15 protein-coding genes are annotated in these 16,365 nt (G+C 59.9%); 6 read left to right on the top strand and 9 right to left on the bottom strand.

Going from position 1 to position 16,365, the window contains the following annotated elements:
- Position 1 precedes the first annotated feature (1 nt).
- Positions 2–748 (bottom strand): shikimate kinase, encoded by a 747-nt coding sequence (locus AKV04_RS08330; RefSeq protein WP_082351560.1) that lies wholly within the window; start codon positions 746–748, stop codon positions 2–4.
- On the opposite strand from AKV04_RS08330, the gene AKV04_RS27520 reads away from it, so the two are divergent.
- Genes AKV04_RS27520 through AKV04_RS08315 form a run of 4 tightly spaced genes read left to right on the top strand, consistent with a single transcriptional unit; the run spans position 747 to position 4,703 of the window.
- Complete coding sequence (locus tag AKV04_RS27520) at positions 747–881, top strand: hypothetical protein (RefSeq protein ID WP_268871782.1); 135 nt, start codon at positions 747–749, stop codon at positions 879–881. The two genes, AKV04_RS08330 and AKV04_RS27520, sit on opposite strands and share 2 nt — an antisense overlap.
- Complete coding sequence (locus AKV04_RS08325; RefSeq protein WP_054005997.1) at positions 871–2,487, top strand: hypothetical protein; 1,617 nt, start codon at positions 871–873, stop codon at positions 2,485–2,487. The genes AKV04_RS27520 and AKV04_RS08325 overlap by 11 nt, the downstream gene beginning before the upstream one ends.
- Positions 2,488–3,438: a site-specific tyrosine recombinase XerD gene (locus AKV04_RS08320; RefSeq protein WP_054005996.1), complete on the top strand. Its 951-nt coding sequence runs from the start codon at positions 2,488–2,490 to the stop codon at positions 3,436–3,438.
- Positions 3,435–4,703: a CBS domain-containing protein gene (locus AKV04_RS08315; RefSeq protein ID WP_082351559.1), complete on the top strand. Its 1,269-nt coding sequence runs from the start codon at positions 3,435–3,437 to the stop codon at positions 4,701–4,703. The genes AKV04_RS08320 and AKV04_RS08315 overlap by 4 nt, the downstream gene beginning before the upstream one ends.
- Here AKV04_RS08315 and AKV04_RS08310 read toward each other — a convergent pair.
- Complete coding sequence (locus AKV04_RS08310) at positions 4,700–6,001, bottom strand: CAP domain-containing protein (RefSeq protein ID WP_054005995.1); 1,302 nt, start codon at positions 5,999–6,001, stop codon at positions 4,700–4,702. The genes AKV04_RS08315 and AKV04_RS08310 overlap by 4 nt on opposite strands.
- Before the next feature lie 72 nt (positions 6,002–6,073).
- A complete protein-coding gene (locus AKV04_RS08305) occupies positions 6,074–7,630 on the bottom strand; it encodes a helicase HerA-like domain-containing protein (protein ID WP_054005994.1) in 1,557 nt (518 codons plus the stop codon).
- 462 nt (positions 7,631–8,092) lie between these two features.
- On the opposite strand from AKV04_RS08305, the gene AKV04_RS08300 reads away from it, so the two are divergent.
- Positions 8,093–8,761, top strand: a complete 669-nt coding sequence (locus AKV04_RS08300; protein WP_156317419.1) for an invasion associated locus B family protein — start codon at positions 8,093–8,095, stop codon at positions 8,759–8,761.
- Positions 8,762–8,851: 90 nt separating this feature from the next.
- Here the strand turns inward: AKV04_RS08300 and AKV04_RS08295 are convergent, their stop codons facing one another.
- The 4 genes from AKV04_RS08295 to AKV04_RS08280 all read right to left on the bottom strand — a co-directional run bounded on the left by AKV04_RS08295 (position 8,852) and on the right by AKV04_RS08280 (position 13,213).
- Entirely contained in the window at positions 8,852–10,063 is a 1,212-nt protein-coding gene (locus tag AKV04_RS08295; protein ID WP_054005993.1) for a beta-ketoacyl-[acyl-carrier-protein] synthase family protein, read from the bottom strand.
- Positions 10,060–10,335, bottom strand: a complete 276-nt coding sequence (locus AKV04_RS08290; RefSeq protein WP_202905587.1) for an acyl carrier protein — start codon at positions 10,333–10,335, stop codon at positions 10,060–10,062. The genes AKV04_RS08295 and AKV04_RS08290 overlap by 4 nt, the downstream gene beginning before the upstream one ends.
- Before the next feature lie 36 nt (positions 10,336–10,371).
- The gene (locus AKV04_RS08285) at positions 10,372–11,463 is read right to left on the bottom strand and encodes a UDP-3-O-(3-hydroxymyristoyl)glucosamine N-acyltransferase (RefSeq protein ID WP_054005992.1); all 1,092 of its coding nucleotides are present in this window, start codon (positions 11,461–11,463) and stop codon (positions 10,372–10,374) included.
- 130 nt (positions 11,464–11,593) lie between these two features.
- On the bottom strand, positions 11,594–13,213 hold the full coding sequence (locus tag AKV04_RS08280; protein ID WP_054005991.1) for a L,D-transpeptidase family protein: 1,620 nt from the start codon (positions 13,211–13,213) through the stop codon (positions 11,594–11,596).
- Between the two features lie 348 nt (positions 13,214–13,561).
- Here AKV04_RS08280 and AKV04_RS08275 point away from each other — a divergent pair, with 348 nt between their 5' ends.
- Positions 13,562–14,131, top strand: a complete 570-nt coding sequence (locus AKV04_RS08275) for a YcbK family protein (protein ID WP_054005990.1) — start codon at positions 13,562–13,564, stop codon at positions 14,129–14,131.
- A gap of 115 nt (positions 14,132–14,246) precedes the next feature.
- Here the strand turns inward: AKV04_RS08275 and AKV04_RS08270 are convergent, their stop codons facing one another.
- Both AKV04_RS08270 and AKV04_RS08265 read right to left on the bottom strand, forming a co-directional pair.
- Positions 14,247–14,999, bottom strand: coding sequence for an RlmE family RNA methyltransferase (locus AKV04_RS08270; RefSeq protein WP_054005989.1), 753 nt, complete (start codon positions 14,997–14,999; stop codon positions 14,247–14,249).
- A complete protein-coding gene (locus AKV04_RS08265; RefSeq protein WP_054005988.1) occupies positions 14,996–16,129 on the bottom strand; it encodes a Ppx/GppA phosphatase family protein in 1,134 nt (377 codons plus the stop codon). The genes AKV04_RS08270 and AKV04_RS08265 overlap by 4 nt, the downstream gene beginning before the upstream one ends.
- Between the last annotated feature and the right edge of the window lie 236 nt (positions 16,130–16,365).

Genomic DNA, 16,365 nt, shown 5'->3' with positions numbered 1-16,365 from the left:
CTTAGGTCCTTTCCAGCACGTCCGCGCGGGTACTCAATGCTTCGACCACCCGCTGGGCCATATCCTCAACCGACAACTCCGCAGAGGAATCGACCACCAAGTCGGCCATCTGGTAGAAGGGAAGCCGGGCGTCGTAAAGCCCGCGCAAAGTTTCGCGCGGATTTGAGGTGCGCAGCAACGGGCGGGTGGTTTTGTGGCGCACACGCTGCCAGAGCAGCTCCAGATCGGCGCGCAACCAGACCGAAACCCCGGCCTCGTGGATCAGTGCGCGGTTGGCTTGTGACAGATACGCCCCGCCGCCAGTCGACAGGATGCAGGGCGCGCCGCGCAGAAGGCGGGCAATCACTTCAGTTTCGCGCGCACGGAAAAACGCCTCGCCGTCCCGCGCAAAGATTTCAGCGATGGAGCGATCCGCCGCGCGCACAATCTCTTCGTCCGAATCAACGAAGGGCACGCCCAGCAGACGCGCCAATGCGGTGCCAACGGCGGTTTTGCCCGCCCCCATCATCCCGACCATCACCACGGTTTTTTTCAGCAGCACCATGTTTTTCCCTGTCTGCCTTGACTTCGATACATCAGCGGCGCATCGCCGCCCAAGGCAAATCTTTCTTGCCTGAATGGCGTGAACTCGGCGCAAATGCCATATATAATCTGCACGAAGCTGCGAAGCCTTTTTCGGGAGGCGGCAGCGCGGAAACAACAATCGCGCGGGGTAAACCTGCGGCAGCAGTAAAGGCGAAGCGGGCATGGGACGTCTGATCAAGATTTTGGTGGTTTTGGCGGTGCTTGGCTTCATTGGGCTTACGGGTTACGCTTATCTCGCGGATCTTTCTCCGACCGCGTCAGAGGTAAAGCTGCCGGTGACCCTGAATGTCGATTAACCACCTCGGCCTCTGCGTGGCTTTGGCACTTGCGCTGCCAACAGCCGCTGTTGCCGAGAAAAAGCCGTTGTCTGCCATCGACTGGCTGTCGCAATCGGTCAAAACGCCGATGCCGAAAGGCAGCGTCGCACCCCGCACCCCGGCAGAGCCTGTCAGTACTGCGGTGAAAAATGGCACGCAGGCCAATCTGCCGCCCGTGGCGAATGAGCCGAAAGTCACCACCGATGCTTTGCCCGACCAAGTGGCGACCACCGTCTTGGGCGGCACCTCGCTGGATGCAGTCGGGCTGTTGCCGCCGCAGGTGACCGGATTTCCGCATGATCTTTGGGGCATCGGCCATAGCGCCGAGATTGCCGCCGATATCGCCGAGGCCGGGCAAGGTGATGTGCCCGCGCTGCAATCCTTGCTGATGACGCTGCTGTTGGCCGAGGCGGATGCGCCTGCGGATTCGGCAGGTTCGGGCGATTTGCTGATCGCGCGGATCGACAAGCTGTTGACGATGGGGGCTTTGGATCAGGCGCAGGCGTTGATCACAGCGGCAGGGGCAACCAGTTCGCCCGAATTGTTCCGCCGCAGTTTCGACGTCGCCCTCCTGACGGGTGAAGAAGACAATGCCTGCGAGGTGTTGAAATCCGCCCCCGGACTTGCCCCCACTCTGACCACTCGCGTGTTCTGCCTGGCCCGCGCCGGAGACTGGAACGCCGCCGCTTTGACCCTGCGCACCGCACAAGCTTTGGTAAATATCAGCGCCGAGGATGATGCTCTGCTGTCGCGCTTCCTTGACCCCGAGCAGTTTGATGGCGAGCCGATGCCGCCCGCGCCGAAGCCGATCACGCCGCTGGTTTGGCGCATCTATGACGCGTTGGGCGAACCCCTGCCCACCGCCACCCTACCCCCGGCTTTCGCCCATGCGGACCTCTCGGACCATGCCGGATGGAAATCGCAGATCGAGGCCGCCGAGCGGTTGTCGCGTGCAGGCGCGATCACGCCGAACGTGTTGTTGGGCCTGTATACCGACCGCGCGCCTGCTGCCTCGGGCGGCGTCTGGGACCGCGCCGATGCCTTCCAGCGCTTTGATGCTGCGCTGACCAAAGCGGACGTGGCCGCCGTGGAACAGCGCTTGCCGCTGGCCTATGCGCGGATGAAGGACATCGAGGTCGAAGTGCCATTCGCGACCTTGTTCGCCGGACCGCTGGCCAAGTTGCGCCTCAGCGGCGATGCGGCCCGCATCAGCTATGAACTCGGCCTGCTCTCGCCGGAATATGAACGCCTCGCCAAATCCTCCGCGGCCGGAACGGATGCGCGCAGCCTGTTTCTGGCCGGACTCGCCGCTGGTTCGGTCAAGGGCCTGATCGCGCCTGACAGCATGGCTCGCGCCATCGCCCCCGCATTCACCGACCCACAACTGCCCGCAGATATTGCCGAGTTGATCACACAAAAACGAGTGGGCGAGGCGATGTTGCAAGCCGTGATCCGCATCGAATCCGGTCTGCGCGGGGAGTTGGTGAAGGTCACTGAGGGCCTATCGGTGCTAAGAAAACTTGGGCTGGAAGATATCGCCCGGCGCACCGCCTTGCAGTTGATGCTGCTGGAACGGCGCGGATAAATGCCCGCCCCCACACATCCTGACAGTTGGATTTCCAGCTTTCTCGCCGCCCATGCCGCCGATCTTGGCGCTGCGAAAAACACACAACTGGCCTATGGGCGCGATCTGAAGGATTTCGCCGATTGGCTTTCCCGCAATGCCAACAGCTTTGCCGCAGCGGGCCGCGATCAGGTCGAGGCTTATCTGGTGTTTTGTGACGCGCAAGGCCTGTCGAAAGCCACCCGCGCGCGCAGGCTGTCGGCGATCCGCCAGCTTTACCGCTTTGCGCATGAAGAAGGCTGGCGCAGCGACAACCCCGCCCTGCGCATCAAGGGCCCCGGTGCGAGCCAGCGCTTGCCGGGGACTCTGTCGTTGCCCGAGGTCGAGCGTCTGCTCGATGCCGCCCGCCGCAAGGGTCGATCCGAGCCGGAACGACTGCGCAACTGCGCTTTGGTCGAGTTGCTTTATGCGACGGGCATGCGGGTGTCGGAACTCGTCGGCCTGCCGGTTGCGGCGGTGCGCGGCAATCCGAAGATGATTCTGGTGAAGGGCAAGGGCGACAAAGAACGCATGGTGCCGCTGTCGCCCCCCGCACGCGTGGCGGTGCAGGACTGGCTGGCCGAGCGGGATGCGCAAGAGGATGCGGGACGTAAACTGGGCAAGCCTGCCTCCAAGCAGCTATTTCCCGGCCCCGGCGTCGATGGCCACCTGACCCGGCAGCATTTCTACCTGCTGATCAAGGATATCGCGGTGCAAGGCGGCGTTGATCCCAGCACCGTCACGCCCCACACCCTGCGCCACGCCTTTGCGACGCATCTTTTGGCGGGCGGGGCCGATCTGATGGTGATCCAAGCGCTGCTCGGTCACGCCGATGTCGCCACCACCGAGATTTACACCCATGTTCTGGACGAAGACCTGCGCCGTCTGGTGCTGACGCATCACCCCCTCGCCACAGGCAAACCGGGCCAATGATGCACAACCTTTGGATTTACGCTCTGATCCTTGTCACACTGGCCGCAGCCGCCCTGCTTGCAGCCGTGATCGCAGCCGCGCAGAATCGGCCACATGGCCGCGTCTCGGTCCATTCCGCGGCCGCTGCCAAGCTGATCGCGCGCGGTGAGATGGGCCTGATGGCGCTGCGCCTTGCGCATAGCCTGACCGCGCTTGCCGCTCTGTCGGGCCTGCTGTGGCAAGCCCGCGACTGGACAGGCTTCGATTTTGCTTGGCTGACCTTCGCCGCAGGCATCGCTTTGGCATTGTTGGGCCGCATCATCCCCTCTGCCATCGGCACCGCCACAGCCGAATCCACGCTTGCCCGTCTGGGCCTGTTCGGCCTGATCGCCGCATGGATATTCTCCCCCCTCGCCGCGCTGATGCAGGTCCTGAAGCAAGCCGCATTGCGCAGCTTCGGGCTGACCTTCGATCTGTCCGAACAGCATGATGCCCTGCGCGATGACATCGCAGGCGCAATTGCTTTGGGCCATTCTGGCGGGGCGATGCAAAAGGAAGATCGTGATCGCTTGCTGGGAGCGTTGGACCTTTCCGACCGCGCAGTGGAAGAAATCATGCGCCACCGCCGCCAGATTGAGATGATCAACGCCGATGATCCGCCGGGTGATATCATCAGCCAAATGCTGGCCTCGCCGCATTCGCGTCTGCCAGTCTACCGCGATGAGACCGAGAACATCCTTGGCCTTGTCCACACCAAGGATCTGTTGCGCGAACTCGACCGCCTGCTGCGCGGCGATGCCCCCGAAGGGTTGGATAGCCTTGATATTCTAAAGGTCGCCAAGAAGCCCTATTTCATCCCCAACACCACCAGCCTTGATGAGCAGATGCGCGAGTTCCTCAAGCGGCGCACGCATTTCGCTTTGGTGGTCGACGAATACGGCGCGTTGCAAGGGTTGATCACGTTGGAGGATATTCTGGAAGAAATCGTCGGCGATATCACTGACGAATTCGATGTCGTCGCCCGCGATACCGGCCTAAAGCGCGATGCCAACGGCGATTACATCATCGACGGTGCCATGACGATCCGCGATCTGAACCGCGCGACCGACTGGCAACTGCCTGATGCCGAGGCCAATACCATGGCAGGTCTGGTAATCCACGAGGCGCAGATGATCCCGGCAGAGGGGCAGGTGTTCCACTTCCACGGCTTCCGCATCGAAGTGGCGCAACGCCGCGAAAACCGCCTCACCAAGCTGAAACTGCGCCCAGTTGCCGAGCGCGGCTAGACGATCATCAACGCGTCTGCAAGGCCAGCGGTTGTAGTGACACCGCTAAGTGTGATGACTTCATTTGCGCTGAATTCAAACACGACAGTTCCCGCCATAACATGCGCAAACTGCGAAACGACCTGCTGTGCGCTCAAGGCAGAGCCGCCCCATATCAGATCATCGAACACCAACCTCTCTTTGGCTGCCAGCGAGAAATCTGTCACCGTATCGCGCCCGAAATCATTGCCAAACACAAATGTGTCGGCACCAAGATTTCCGGAAAGCACATCGTTTCCGCTGCCGCCTTCAATGCGGTCGCCGCCATCACCGCCAAGAATTTTATCATTGCCGAGACCGCCAATCAGATTGTCGGTGCCGTTCATGCCCATGAGCACATCATTCCCAGCGCCGCCCTCAAGCCGATTGCCGCCGGCATTTCCGGTCATATTGTTGTCATTCAGGTTGCCAGTCGCAAACAAATTGGCATTACCAAGCAATGTCACGTTGTGGATCCCAAGATTCAGGCCAATATTTCCGGATGAAAAAACAACACTGCGGTTCACAATGTCAACTTTCACGTTGCCCCCCAGCATCCCGACCGTGAACAAAAAATCCAGCCCATCGACTTTCCCAGTCACAGCAACCCCCGCCGCAGCCGTCAGCCCAATCGCATACCCACCTGCCGCTGCGCTACTCGCCGATTTGCTTTGCGCAGCAAAGGTCGCACCTGCCACACCTTCCCCGATTGAATAGAAGCTATTCCGGTCGGTATCGTTGTAAATGACTCCCGTCAAAAACGTCTTCGCAACCGCAGGTTTTGCGAAAACCTCGGTCAGCATCGACGAGTCGTAATTCCGTCCGCTCAGATTGAACAGCCCGCGCTCTTGCGCGATGCCGATCTCTTGATAGGCATCGTTCAACATATTCTGGCGGTGTCCCGCGCTGAGGAACAGATCCTGATGATGCGTTGCGGCGATGGTATCAAGGTTGATTGATCCCGTGGTGCCACGCCACGACAGATTTTCACCAACATTGGCCCAAGCATAACCTGCTGCCGTGGCACGTTGCGATGCAGATGAGCCGCCGCTGCCGGTATGCGAGAATACATCCGCCGCCAGCATCCATTGCGAATGGCCAACCGCTGCGTTTTCCAGCAAGGCATTGGGTGCCAACACCTGCTTAGAGGCGGTCGAAATGGTGCCCGCTGCAAGCCCCGCGTTCAGATCAATGCCATAACGCGCCGCCTCACCCGCCGGGTCAAGTCGCGCCCGGTTGATCAGTTCCAGCAGATATTGCTCAGCAGCCGTCAAAGCCATCGCGGCCTCCCTATTCAAAGCAGACCAATACAACCTGCCGGACGAATAAGGCGAAGCCGCGACGCGATTGTGTCAACGGCTGCGGAAAAGCGAGCCCAGCACGCCCCGGATCACCGCTTGTCCGGTTTTTGACCCCAGACTTCTGGCGAAGCTTTTCGCAAAGGTCTCGCCAATCGAATCGGATCGGCTGGATGAGGTTTTCTTGGGGGCAGCTGAGGCGGTCCGCCCGGCGCTGCCGCCATCGTAGCGGCGGGCATTGCGGAATTCGGACTCGGCTTGATCAGCCTGCTGTTGGCTTTGTGCCTCTGCCGCATTGGCCTCTTGCGCTGCGTGTTCAGCGCGGCTGCGCAGGCGTTCATAGGCGCTATCGCGGTCAATCACGGCGTTATACTTCGCCCCCATCGGCGAGGCCGCGATCAGTTGCGCGCGCAAGGCAGGGTCAATCGGACCAAGCTGTGATGACGGCGGACGCACCAGAGTGCGTTCGGCCAAGCCCGGAATACCCTTGGCTTCCAAAAACGAGGTCACCGCTTCCCCCGTGCCGACATCGCGGATCGCGTCTTCAATGGCGAAGCGCGGATTGGGGCGATAGGTTTCGGACGCAAGTTTCAGGTCTTTCTGATCCTTGGCGGTGAAAGCGCGCAAGGCATGCTGCACGCGGTTTCCCAACTGGCCCAGAATCATCTCGGGCACATCGGCGGGGTTCTGGGTGATGAAATACACCCCCACGCCCTTCGAGCGGATCAGCCGCGCCACCTGCTCAACCTTGGCCACCAAGGCTTTCGGTGCATCGGTGAACAACAGATGCGCTTCGTCGAAGAAGAACACCAGTTTCGGCTTATCCGGGTCGCCGACTTCGGGAAGGTTTTCGAACAATTCCGAAAGCAGCCACAGCAGGAAGGTTGCGTAGAGCCGGGGCGAATTCATCAGCTTTTCCGCCGCCAGAATGTTGATCATCCCCGCGCCATCGGCATCGCAACGCATCAAATCCGCCAGATCCAACGCAGGTTCGCCAAACATCTCGCTCGCACCTTGATTCTCCAGCACCAGCAAACGCCGCTGGATCGCCCCCACCGAGGTCGGCGAGACCAGACCAAACCGCGCCGAAATCTCGGTCGCATGTTCGGCGACAAAAGTCAGCAGCGCCTGCAGGTCTTTCAGATCGAGCAGCGGCAGTTTTTCTTCATCCGCCAGCCGGAAGGCCACGTTCAACACGCCCTCTTGCGGTTCGGTCAACTCTAAAAGGCGGGAGAGCAGCAGCGGCCCCATCTCGGCCACGGTGGCGCGGATCGGATGGCCATTTTCGCCAAACATATCCCAGAACGTCACCGGAAAGGTGCGGTATTGCAGATCAAGCCCGATGGTGGCAGCGCGTTTCATAAAGCTGTCGTGCAGCTTTTGGTTGGTCGAGCCTGCAGCCCCCAGCCCGGAAAGATCGCCCTTCACATCAGCCATGAACACCGGCACGCCTTCGGCAGAAAAACCCTCGGCCAGCACTTGCAAGGTTACGGTTTTGCCCGTGCCGGTGGCCCCTGCGATCAGGCCATGGCGGTTACCGTATTTCAGCAGCAGGTTCTGCGGCACACCATAAGCTTCACCGCCGCCACCCACAAAAATCGTCTCGCCCATGCTGCCACCTTTTGCACGATCCAAAGCTGCCAAACGGCAACCGTTCTGGGTCAAAATACATTGTTAACCTAACTCTGCCAGTCTCGATCTTACCCCGAACACGCTCCGGTGTTCGTTGTGGTGACTTCCTCCCTGTCAGACTGCCGCGCTGATCAAACAGCGCGGCTTTTTTCCATCGCAGGACTGTCACAATCGGTTACAATTCCAGTTGACGCGGATTTGAAAGCGCCGTAGCGTCTGCTTCACAAGTCGGCCAGTCCGACAGGGAGAATAAGAAAAGTTGAAAAAGGGTCGGCTGTCCGGCCCTTTTTCCTTTTGGAACACGCGGTTAGCAGAATCGTTTCAGTCGTGATCGCCGCAACCGTTTTTCGCCCATGCGCGCGAAGACGTGATGTTTTTTCCCGCTGACTTCCCGGCATTGCCATGCTATTGCCCAGCCAAACAATCAAGAAAGAGACAGTGATGTCGATGACGACTCTGCACCGTTCCCTCGCGTTTTCGCTCGGTCTGGCTTTTGCTGCCGCGACATTCCCAGCCCTCGCACAAGAGACCGCTCCGGCGGATCCGACCCCGGCTGCAACGGTGGACACCACCGCTCCGGCGACGGAAGATCTGAATATGGGCGTTGACCCCAACACGCCGCCCGCGCCGCTGACGCAGGAAGCGGCAGAAGTCGGTCAGATTTACCAACTCGCCACCTTCGATGCCTGGGCACAGCGCTGCACCAAGATGAAAGATGGCTCGGACCCTTGCGAGCTGTATCAGCTGCTGAAAGACAAAGACGGCACCAATGTTGCTGAAATCAGCATGTTCGCGCTGCCCGCTGGCGGCAAGGCTGCTGCGGGTGCCACGATCATCGCGCCGCTGGAAACTCTGCTGACCGCCAATCTGGCGGTGTCGGTGGATGGCAGCAAGGCCAAGATCTACCCGTTCACCTTCTGCGCCCAACTGGGCTGCGTGGCACGCGTCGGCTTTACGGCAGACGAAGTGGCACAATTCAAAAAAGGCACCAAGGCCACGATCACCATCGTTCCGGCTGCGGCACCGGATCAAAAGGTTGAACTGGCGGTCGAGCTGAAAGGCTTCACGGCGGGCTACGAGGCCGTCGCCGCAACGATGCCGAAGAAGTAAGATCTGACGCAGAATAGAAAAAGCCCGCCCCAGTTTTGGGCGGGCTTTTTCATGGGCTATTGCGTGTTTTTTGGCGGGCTTCATCTAAGCTCACGCCGCTTTGCGCAACACCAGCACGGCATTCAGCCCACCAAAGGCAAACGCATTCGACATCACCACATTGACGGGTACCTCGCGCGCCTGATTGGGCACCACGTCGAGCGGGCAATCGGGGTCTGCGACCTCATAGCCGATCGTCGGTGCGATCACGCTTTGCTGCAAGGCCATCAGACAGGCCAGCAACTCCACAGCCCCGGTGCCGCCAATCAGATGGCCGTGCATAGATTTGGTCGAGGACAGCATCACGCTTTGCGCCGCCGCCCCGAACACCTCCGAGATCGCCGCACATTCGGTCTTGTCATTCGCCGCCGTGCCCGTGCCATGTGCGTTGATATAGCCCACCGCATCGGGTGCCACCTGCGCATCGCGCAACGCCAGCCGGATCGCCCGTGCAGCCCCTTCTTGCGAGGGCATCACGATGTCAGAGGCATCCGAGGTCATTGCAAAGCCGATCACTTCTGCCAAAATCTGAGCCCCGCGCGCGTGGGCGTGGTCGTAATCTTCAAACACAAAGATCGCCGCGCCCTCGCCCTGCACCATGCCGCTGCGGTTCAGACTAAACGGACGGCAGGCGGTTTGCGACATCACCCGCAGCCCCTCCCACGCCTTAATGCCGCCAAAGCACAGCATGGATTCAGAGCCGCCCGTCACCATCACCGTGGCACTTCCGCCCCGGATCGCCTGAAACGCAAGGCCCATTGCGTGATTGGAACTGGCGCAGGCGGTTGAAACGCTGAAGCTTGGCCCGCGCAAGCCAAACTGCATTGCCACATGGCTGGCCCCGGCGCTGTTCATCAGCTTCGGCACCACGAAGGGATGCACCCGGTTTTTATCCTCGGCATAGACAGCGCGGTAACTGTCATCCCAAGTGTTGACGCCACCCGCAGCCGTACCCAGCACGACGCCAGACTCGTCACCAAGATCGCCGTCAAAAACCAGCCCGGACTGCGCAATCGCCTGCTGTGCCGCCGTCAGCGTAAACTGCGTAAACCGATCATAAAGCGTGATCTGCTGGCGGCTGAACAAAGCCTCGGCGTCCCAATCGCGGACCTGCCCGCCGATTTTGATGCTCAGACGGTCCTTGTCGCGAATGTCCAATTCGGCAATGCCACATCGGCCTTCGGCAAAGGCTTCATAGGTGCCTGCCACGTCGCGCGCCAAGGCGTTGACCGTGCCTGCTCCGGTGATGACAACCCGCCTCATGCGGCTTTCTGAGTGATCAGGACTTCAACCGCCGCGACAATCGAGGCCACCGAGGTCAGATCAAACCCGCTTTTTGACGGCTCATTGGCGTTGAACGGCACGGAAATGTCGAAGGCTTCCTCAATCGCAAAGATCGTCTCGACCAGACCCAGACTGTCGATGCCCAGACTTTCCAGCGATTGCGCCGGGCTGACATCTGTCACATCCAGCACCGCCTGCTCGGCAATGATCGCAATCACTTGCGCCTGCACGCTAATCACTTGGCTTTGCATGTTCATCGGGTTTCCTTCCGTCACGGTTTACCCCGTTTAATCAACATCAGGTAACAGGGATATGGCTTTCTCCAATTCCGCCACGCGGGACGCCAGCCGAGGCAAGCGGCGCAGTGCCTTTTGCATCTCGACATGGGTTTCCATCTTGACCGCAGGATAGCCCAAAAGCACCCGGCCCGCAGGCGCATTGGTCAAAATTTTCGTAGCCCCGCCCGCAATCACATCATCGCCGACGAAGATATTGTCGCTGACCCCGACTTGCCCCCCGAGTACCACTCGGTCGCCGATCTTGGCCGAGCCCGCAATCCCCACCTGTCCACACAGCAAACAATCGCGGCCCACCTGAACATTGTGACCAATATGCACGAGGTTATCGAGTTTGGTGCCCGAGCCGATGGTGGTATCGCGAATGGTACCACGATCAATCGCGACATTTGCACCAAGTTCGACATCATCGCCCAAGGCCACAGCACCCAAAGAATGAATCCGCATCCAACTTTGTGCGCGAATTTCGTCACGTTTGCCCAAACTGGCGCGGATTTCTTCAACCCCGGATTTCTGAGGTGTCACGAAGGAAAATCCATCCGCACCCACCACCGCCCCCGGCTGGCAGATAAACCGATGCCCGATTGTTACTCGCGCGCCGATCCGTGCGCCCTGTAGGATAAGCGCGTCGTCACCAATCACAGCCCCCTCCGCAATCGAGACATGGCTGGCAATCCGCGCCCTCGCCCCAATCCGAACATCCGCCCCGATCACCACAAAAGGCCCTATCGCAGCACCTTCCTCGATCTGCGCCGAGGCATCCACCAGCGCCATCGGATGCACACCTGCCGCAATCGCAGGCCCCGGATCGAGCATCACCGACAGCCCCGCCATCGCTAGCCGTCCGCGTGGCGCGAAAATCGCTGCTTTCAGCCCCAAACCCCGCCAATCCGCGCCCGGCCATAGCATCGCCGCCTGCGCCCGACCCTTTGCCAAACCGTCGCCATAGCGTGGGTCCATCGCCAAAGCCAAATCCTGCGGCCCTGCCGAAGCTGGCTCAGACGCGCGCAGCACCAAAAGGTCAAGATCGCCCTCTGCTTCAGCCCCTAAAGCCTGCGCAATGTCGCGGATCGTATGGGCCATGGTATCCTCCGGCGGTTTGCGGAAGGTTTAGCGCGGATAACCGGCAGCTTGAACCACAATTCTCATAACAGCCAAACGGATTCCCCCGCAGGGAAATCACATTGTTTCAACCGGCTATCCCAACGGGAAATCAGCCCTGCACTTCTGGCAAGGCCACACCCGCCTCGGTCAGCCCCTCAAACAGCTTGCCGTCGCGACCATAGACATCGCGGCGATAGGCCATCCCGGTCTTGGTCGGCCAAGCGGTGTAATAGACCAAATGCACCGGCACTGGCACATCCAGCGAGACCGAGCTTTCGTTCTTGGCATCAAGATGCTCTTGGAACAGGCCTTTCGGATCGTTGGTCTGCTTGGCAAGCAGCGTATAGGCGAAATCAAACGGGTCGCCCAAACGGATGCAACCATGGCTGAAGGCGCGCACCTCATTGGCGAACAGCGCTTTCGCAGGCGTGTCGTGCAGATAGATGTTGTAAGGGTTGGGGAACATGAACTTCACCTTGCCCAAGGCGTTGCCATCCGAGGGTGGTTGACGCAGGCCAAACGGGAAGCTCGACGCCGAATAGGCCGCGAAATTCACCGCCCCGCGCGGCACCACACGACCTCTGCCATCAATCACCTGCAAATGCCCAACCGCATTCGGGTTGCGCTGCAACATCGGCAGGTATTCCTTGACGATGATAGAGCGCGGCACCCCCCAGCTGGGGTTGATCACCATATATTCCATCTGATCGGAAAATTCCGGGCTGCGCATCTCGGGCGAGGCTTTGCCAACCACCACCCGCGTCTGAAACGTCACCCGACCGTCATCGACGATTTCAGCGGTGAAATCCGCCTGATTGACCCAGATATGCCGCTTGCCCAGATCGGTATGCGCCATCCACCGCATCCGCTCCAAGGCCACGGTCACCGATTGCAAGCGCTCCGCTGGCGTCGTGTTCAGCGCGTCAATGGTCGATCCACCAGCCACACCATCGGCGGCAAGGCCCTGATCCAACTGATAACGTTGCACCGCGCGCTGCATCTGGCCATCGTAGGTCGCTGTGGCCGAGCGGCCCATATAGCCGAGCTCGATCAACCGATCCCGCAGCGCCACAACCGCATTGCCGCTGTCTCCGGGCGAGAGTTTTGCCGCCGAAATCCCGATCAACGACGGCGCTTCGCGCTCCAACCGCAGTTTTTCCTTCACCAACCGGGCATATTCCGCGGCCGTGGGCAGCAAAGCCCTGAGGTAAGCGTCGGGCGCAGTCGTGGCCGCCATCCCAGCCAGCAACACAGCCGGATCAGGCCGGATGATCTCGCGCAGGATGGTCGGGTCAATTTTTTTCGGCGTTAAAGCACCAGAACTGACATCGCGCGCATAAGACAGATAGGCCGAGGTCATCGCCATTTCCAAGCGGCCCCGGTCGCCTTCCGTCACCGCCGCTTTCGCCAGCGCGATCAGATCAGCCGGATCGTAGCGTTTCACCGGCAGGCCCTGCTCGTCCGCCGTCGAAAGCGCCATTATCAACGCATGACGCCGCGCCTGATCGTGGGGGCCGGTCCACAGCGGTTGATAGCGATGGTCGCGGTAGAACCCAGCAACCGCCTCATCTGCAGCCGAAGCTTCCGCCAAAGACCGCGTGAAGGCGTCGCTTTGCGCCAGAACCGGCGAGGTCCAGGCCAAGGCTACGGTCAAAGCGCTGGTGGCGGTTAGGCGGCGGATAACTCCGCAGGCGCGCGCGGAAAAGCTGATGTGCACGATGATTCCCATTGGTCGGGCCAAGCCCTGTCGCATCTGATAGTGGTTTACTTTGAAAAGCTTGGGTGAAATCGTTGAAACTGTAAACTCGTGTTAACGCATCTGCCTGCGCATGAGTCGCGACTAACCCCGCGATTGTCGCATATTCGCCACGAATAAGGCAGATACGGAAATCCCCACTTGGTTCCCTCATTTTCAGCAATTTTTTGCCTATTGCTGCCAGACTGAGTCGCAGCGGCCATTCTGCTCTTTGGCTTCACCGCAAGCTGTGCCATAAGGTGCCCAGCACTTGGGGATGAAGTGACGAACAGAACCGCGACTTCAGGCGGTCAAAGACCAGCGATGGGACAGGCGCAAAGAATGGCGATTATGAAGACGGACATGATCACGCGACGTGGTCTGTTGGGTGTTTTTGCGGCGACTGCCGCGATTGCAGCCCCGACTTATTCCAATGCTTTCGGCCTTCTACGGGGCGCAGGCGATATCCGGCGGATCCGAATGTATTCGGGTCGCACCGGGGAAAGCATCGACACAATTTATTGGGTCGAAGGCGAATACATCCCGGAAGTTACCAAAGAAATCAACCACTTCATGCGCGACTGGCGTTCCGACGAAGTGGTTGGCATGGACCCTCGCAACTATGACATCATCGCAGCCGCGCATCGCCTGCTGGATGTCCGCGAACCCTACATGTTGTTGTCGGGCTATCGCAGCCCCTCGACCAACGCGATGCTGCGTTCTCATTCGCGCGGTGTGGCAAAACACTCGCTGCATATGAAGGGCATGGCGGCGGATCTGCGATTGAAATCGCGTTCGGTCAGCCAAATGGCCAAGGCGGCAGAGGCCTGTTCGGCGGGTGGTGTCGGCCATTACTATGGCTCGAACTTCGTGCATATGGACTGCGGCCCGGTCCGCACTTGGGGCGGCTGAGGCGAGTTTTCGCGCAAGGTCGATCAACGTTTAAGCAAAAAGGCGCCTACTTGGGGCGCCTTTTGTTTTTCGCCGGGTTCGGGATTGTTTCTGCAACCCGCTTAATAGCGGCAGATCAATTTTCATCCCCGGAACGTGGTGCGAAAGATCCAGTCAGCGTCGCTTTACCCCGGAAGCCCTGTGCGACGACAAATTTTTCGGAACTGTCGGCGCGACTCGCTGGCGGCTTCACATTGGCGACTTTGTTGAACGACTTTTTCAACTGCACCTGCATCTCATTTTCCGCGCCGCCCGCCAGAACTTTGGCGATAAACGTGCCGCCTTCTTCCAGCACGTCAAAGGCAAAGGCTAAAGCCGCCTCGATGAGTGCAATAATCCTTAAGTGGTCGGTGCCCTTATGCCCCGAAGCCGAGGCCGCCATATCCGACATCACCACATCGGCTTTGCCGCCCAGCCAGCCCTTGACCAGAGCGTCAGCTTCATCGGATAGGAAATCCAACTGATGGATTTGCGCGCCCGCGATGCCTTCAATTTCTTGTAGATCAATGCCGAGCACAGTGCCAATCGGCTTTTTTGGATTATCGCCCAAAGCATTAACCCGCTTCACTGCGATCTGACACCAGCCCCCCGGCGCACAGCCAAGGTCGACCACCCGCGCGCCCGGCACCAGGAAGCCATACTTGTCGTCAAGCTCGGAAATCTTATACGCCGCCCGGCCCCGAAAACCTTCCTTCTTGGCGCGGATCACATAGGGATCGTTCAACTGCCGCTCCAGCCACAGGGTTGACGACAGCTTGCGGCCCTTGGCGGTTTTGACCCGCACGCGCAGCTCGCGCTGGCCCCGGCCTGATGTGGTTTTCTCGGTCATTCGAACGGCCCGTCCTCTAACACGCCATCGGCGCTCATCTGTGCATATAAGAGCCCTTCGCGCAGACCACGGTCGGCGACGGAAAGGCGATCGGTTGGCCATATCCGCATCAGCGCCTGAAGGATAGCCGCGCCGGACATGATCAGCGTATGTCGGTCACGGCCAATCCGTGGATCATTGCGCCGCCCTTCCGGCCCCAGCGTCAGATATTCGCGGATCACCAGATCAATCTGATCGCTGGTCATCTGCAACCCGTCCACCTTGGTGCGATCATAACGCCGGAGGCCCAGATAGCTGGCGGCCACAGTGGTGACAGTGCCAGAGGTGCCAATAATCTGAAACCCCTCACGCTTTTGCGCCGAAGCATAGGGGCTGAAAGACGCAAGATTTTCTTCAAAAAACCAGCTCATCAACGCGAACCGCGCCGCGTCATCCTCGACATCCTGAAACTGGTCTTTCAGCGTCGCGACCCCCAACGGCACCGAAATCCAATCCACCACCCGCGCCCCCGCAGGCTCCACCTGAAAACCGCGATGCAGCCGCATGATCGACTTTGGCCGATCCTCGGGGGCCACCGCCGACAGATCAATCCACACCAGTTCGGTGGACCCGCCGCCAATATCGACCACCAAAAGCTGTTCTGTCGAACGGTTCACCAAAGGCGCGCAAGAAATCACCGCCAGCCGTGCTTCTTCTTCGGCCGGGATAATCTCGACAATCAGCCCGGTTTCGCGCCGCACCTGCCGCATGAACTCTTTGGAATTGCGCGCACGCCGACACGCCTCGGTCGCCACGAACCGCATCCGCGTCACGCCGTGCTGTTCGATCTTCTTCTGGCAAATCCGCAACGCCTGCATCGTGCGACCCATCGAGGCACGACCAAGCCGGCCCGAGGCTTCCAGCCCCGCACCCAGTTGGACAGTTTTTGAAAAGCTGTCCACAACCACAAACTGACTGCCCTTTGGTTGGGCAATCAACATGCGGCACGCATTTGTGCCCAGATCCACGGCAGCATAAAGCCCCTTGGACCACAGGCCGGGGGGGGCCGACGGGTCAGTTTCGCGGAAAGCACCCAGTGCCTCAACCGCTGTTTGCATCGCGTCCGCCCCCAGGGGACGCTCGGGCGCCATAATCGCCCTCCATTGGTGGTTGCCCCAAAGGTAGTCCCGTTACCGGGCAGTGGCAAGCACCCTCCCCCATGCCTGTGCAAACGTGAGCTGTGCGTTCATAGAGATGATGAAAATTTCTCCAATCCTAAGCACTGGCCGCACGCGCAGTTTGCCGCTAGCAACAAGCGTGGTCGCTACAAGCATGTTCTATGTCGAAAACCGACCGTATTTGTCGCGTATCGGCGCATAGAACAGGT

The sequence above is a fragment of the Cypionkella psychrotolerans genome (assembly GCF_001294535.1).
GTDB lineage: Bacteria > Pseudomonadota > Alphaproteobacteria > Rhodobacterales > Rhodobacteraceae > Cypionkella > Cypionkella psychrotolerans.
This window is presented reverse-complemented; position numbering and strand designations above follow the sequence as displayed.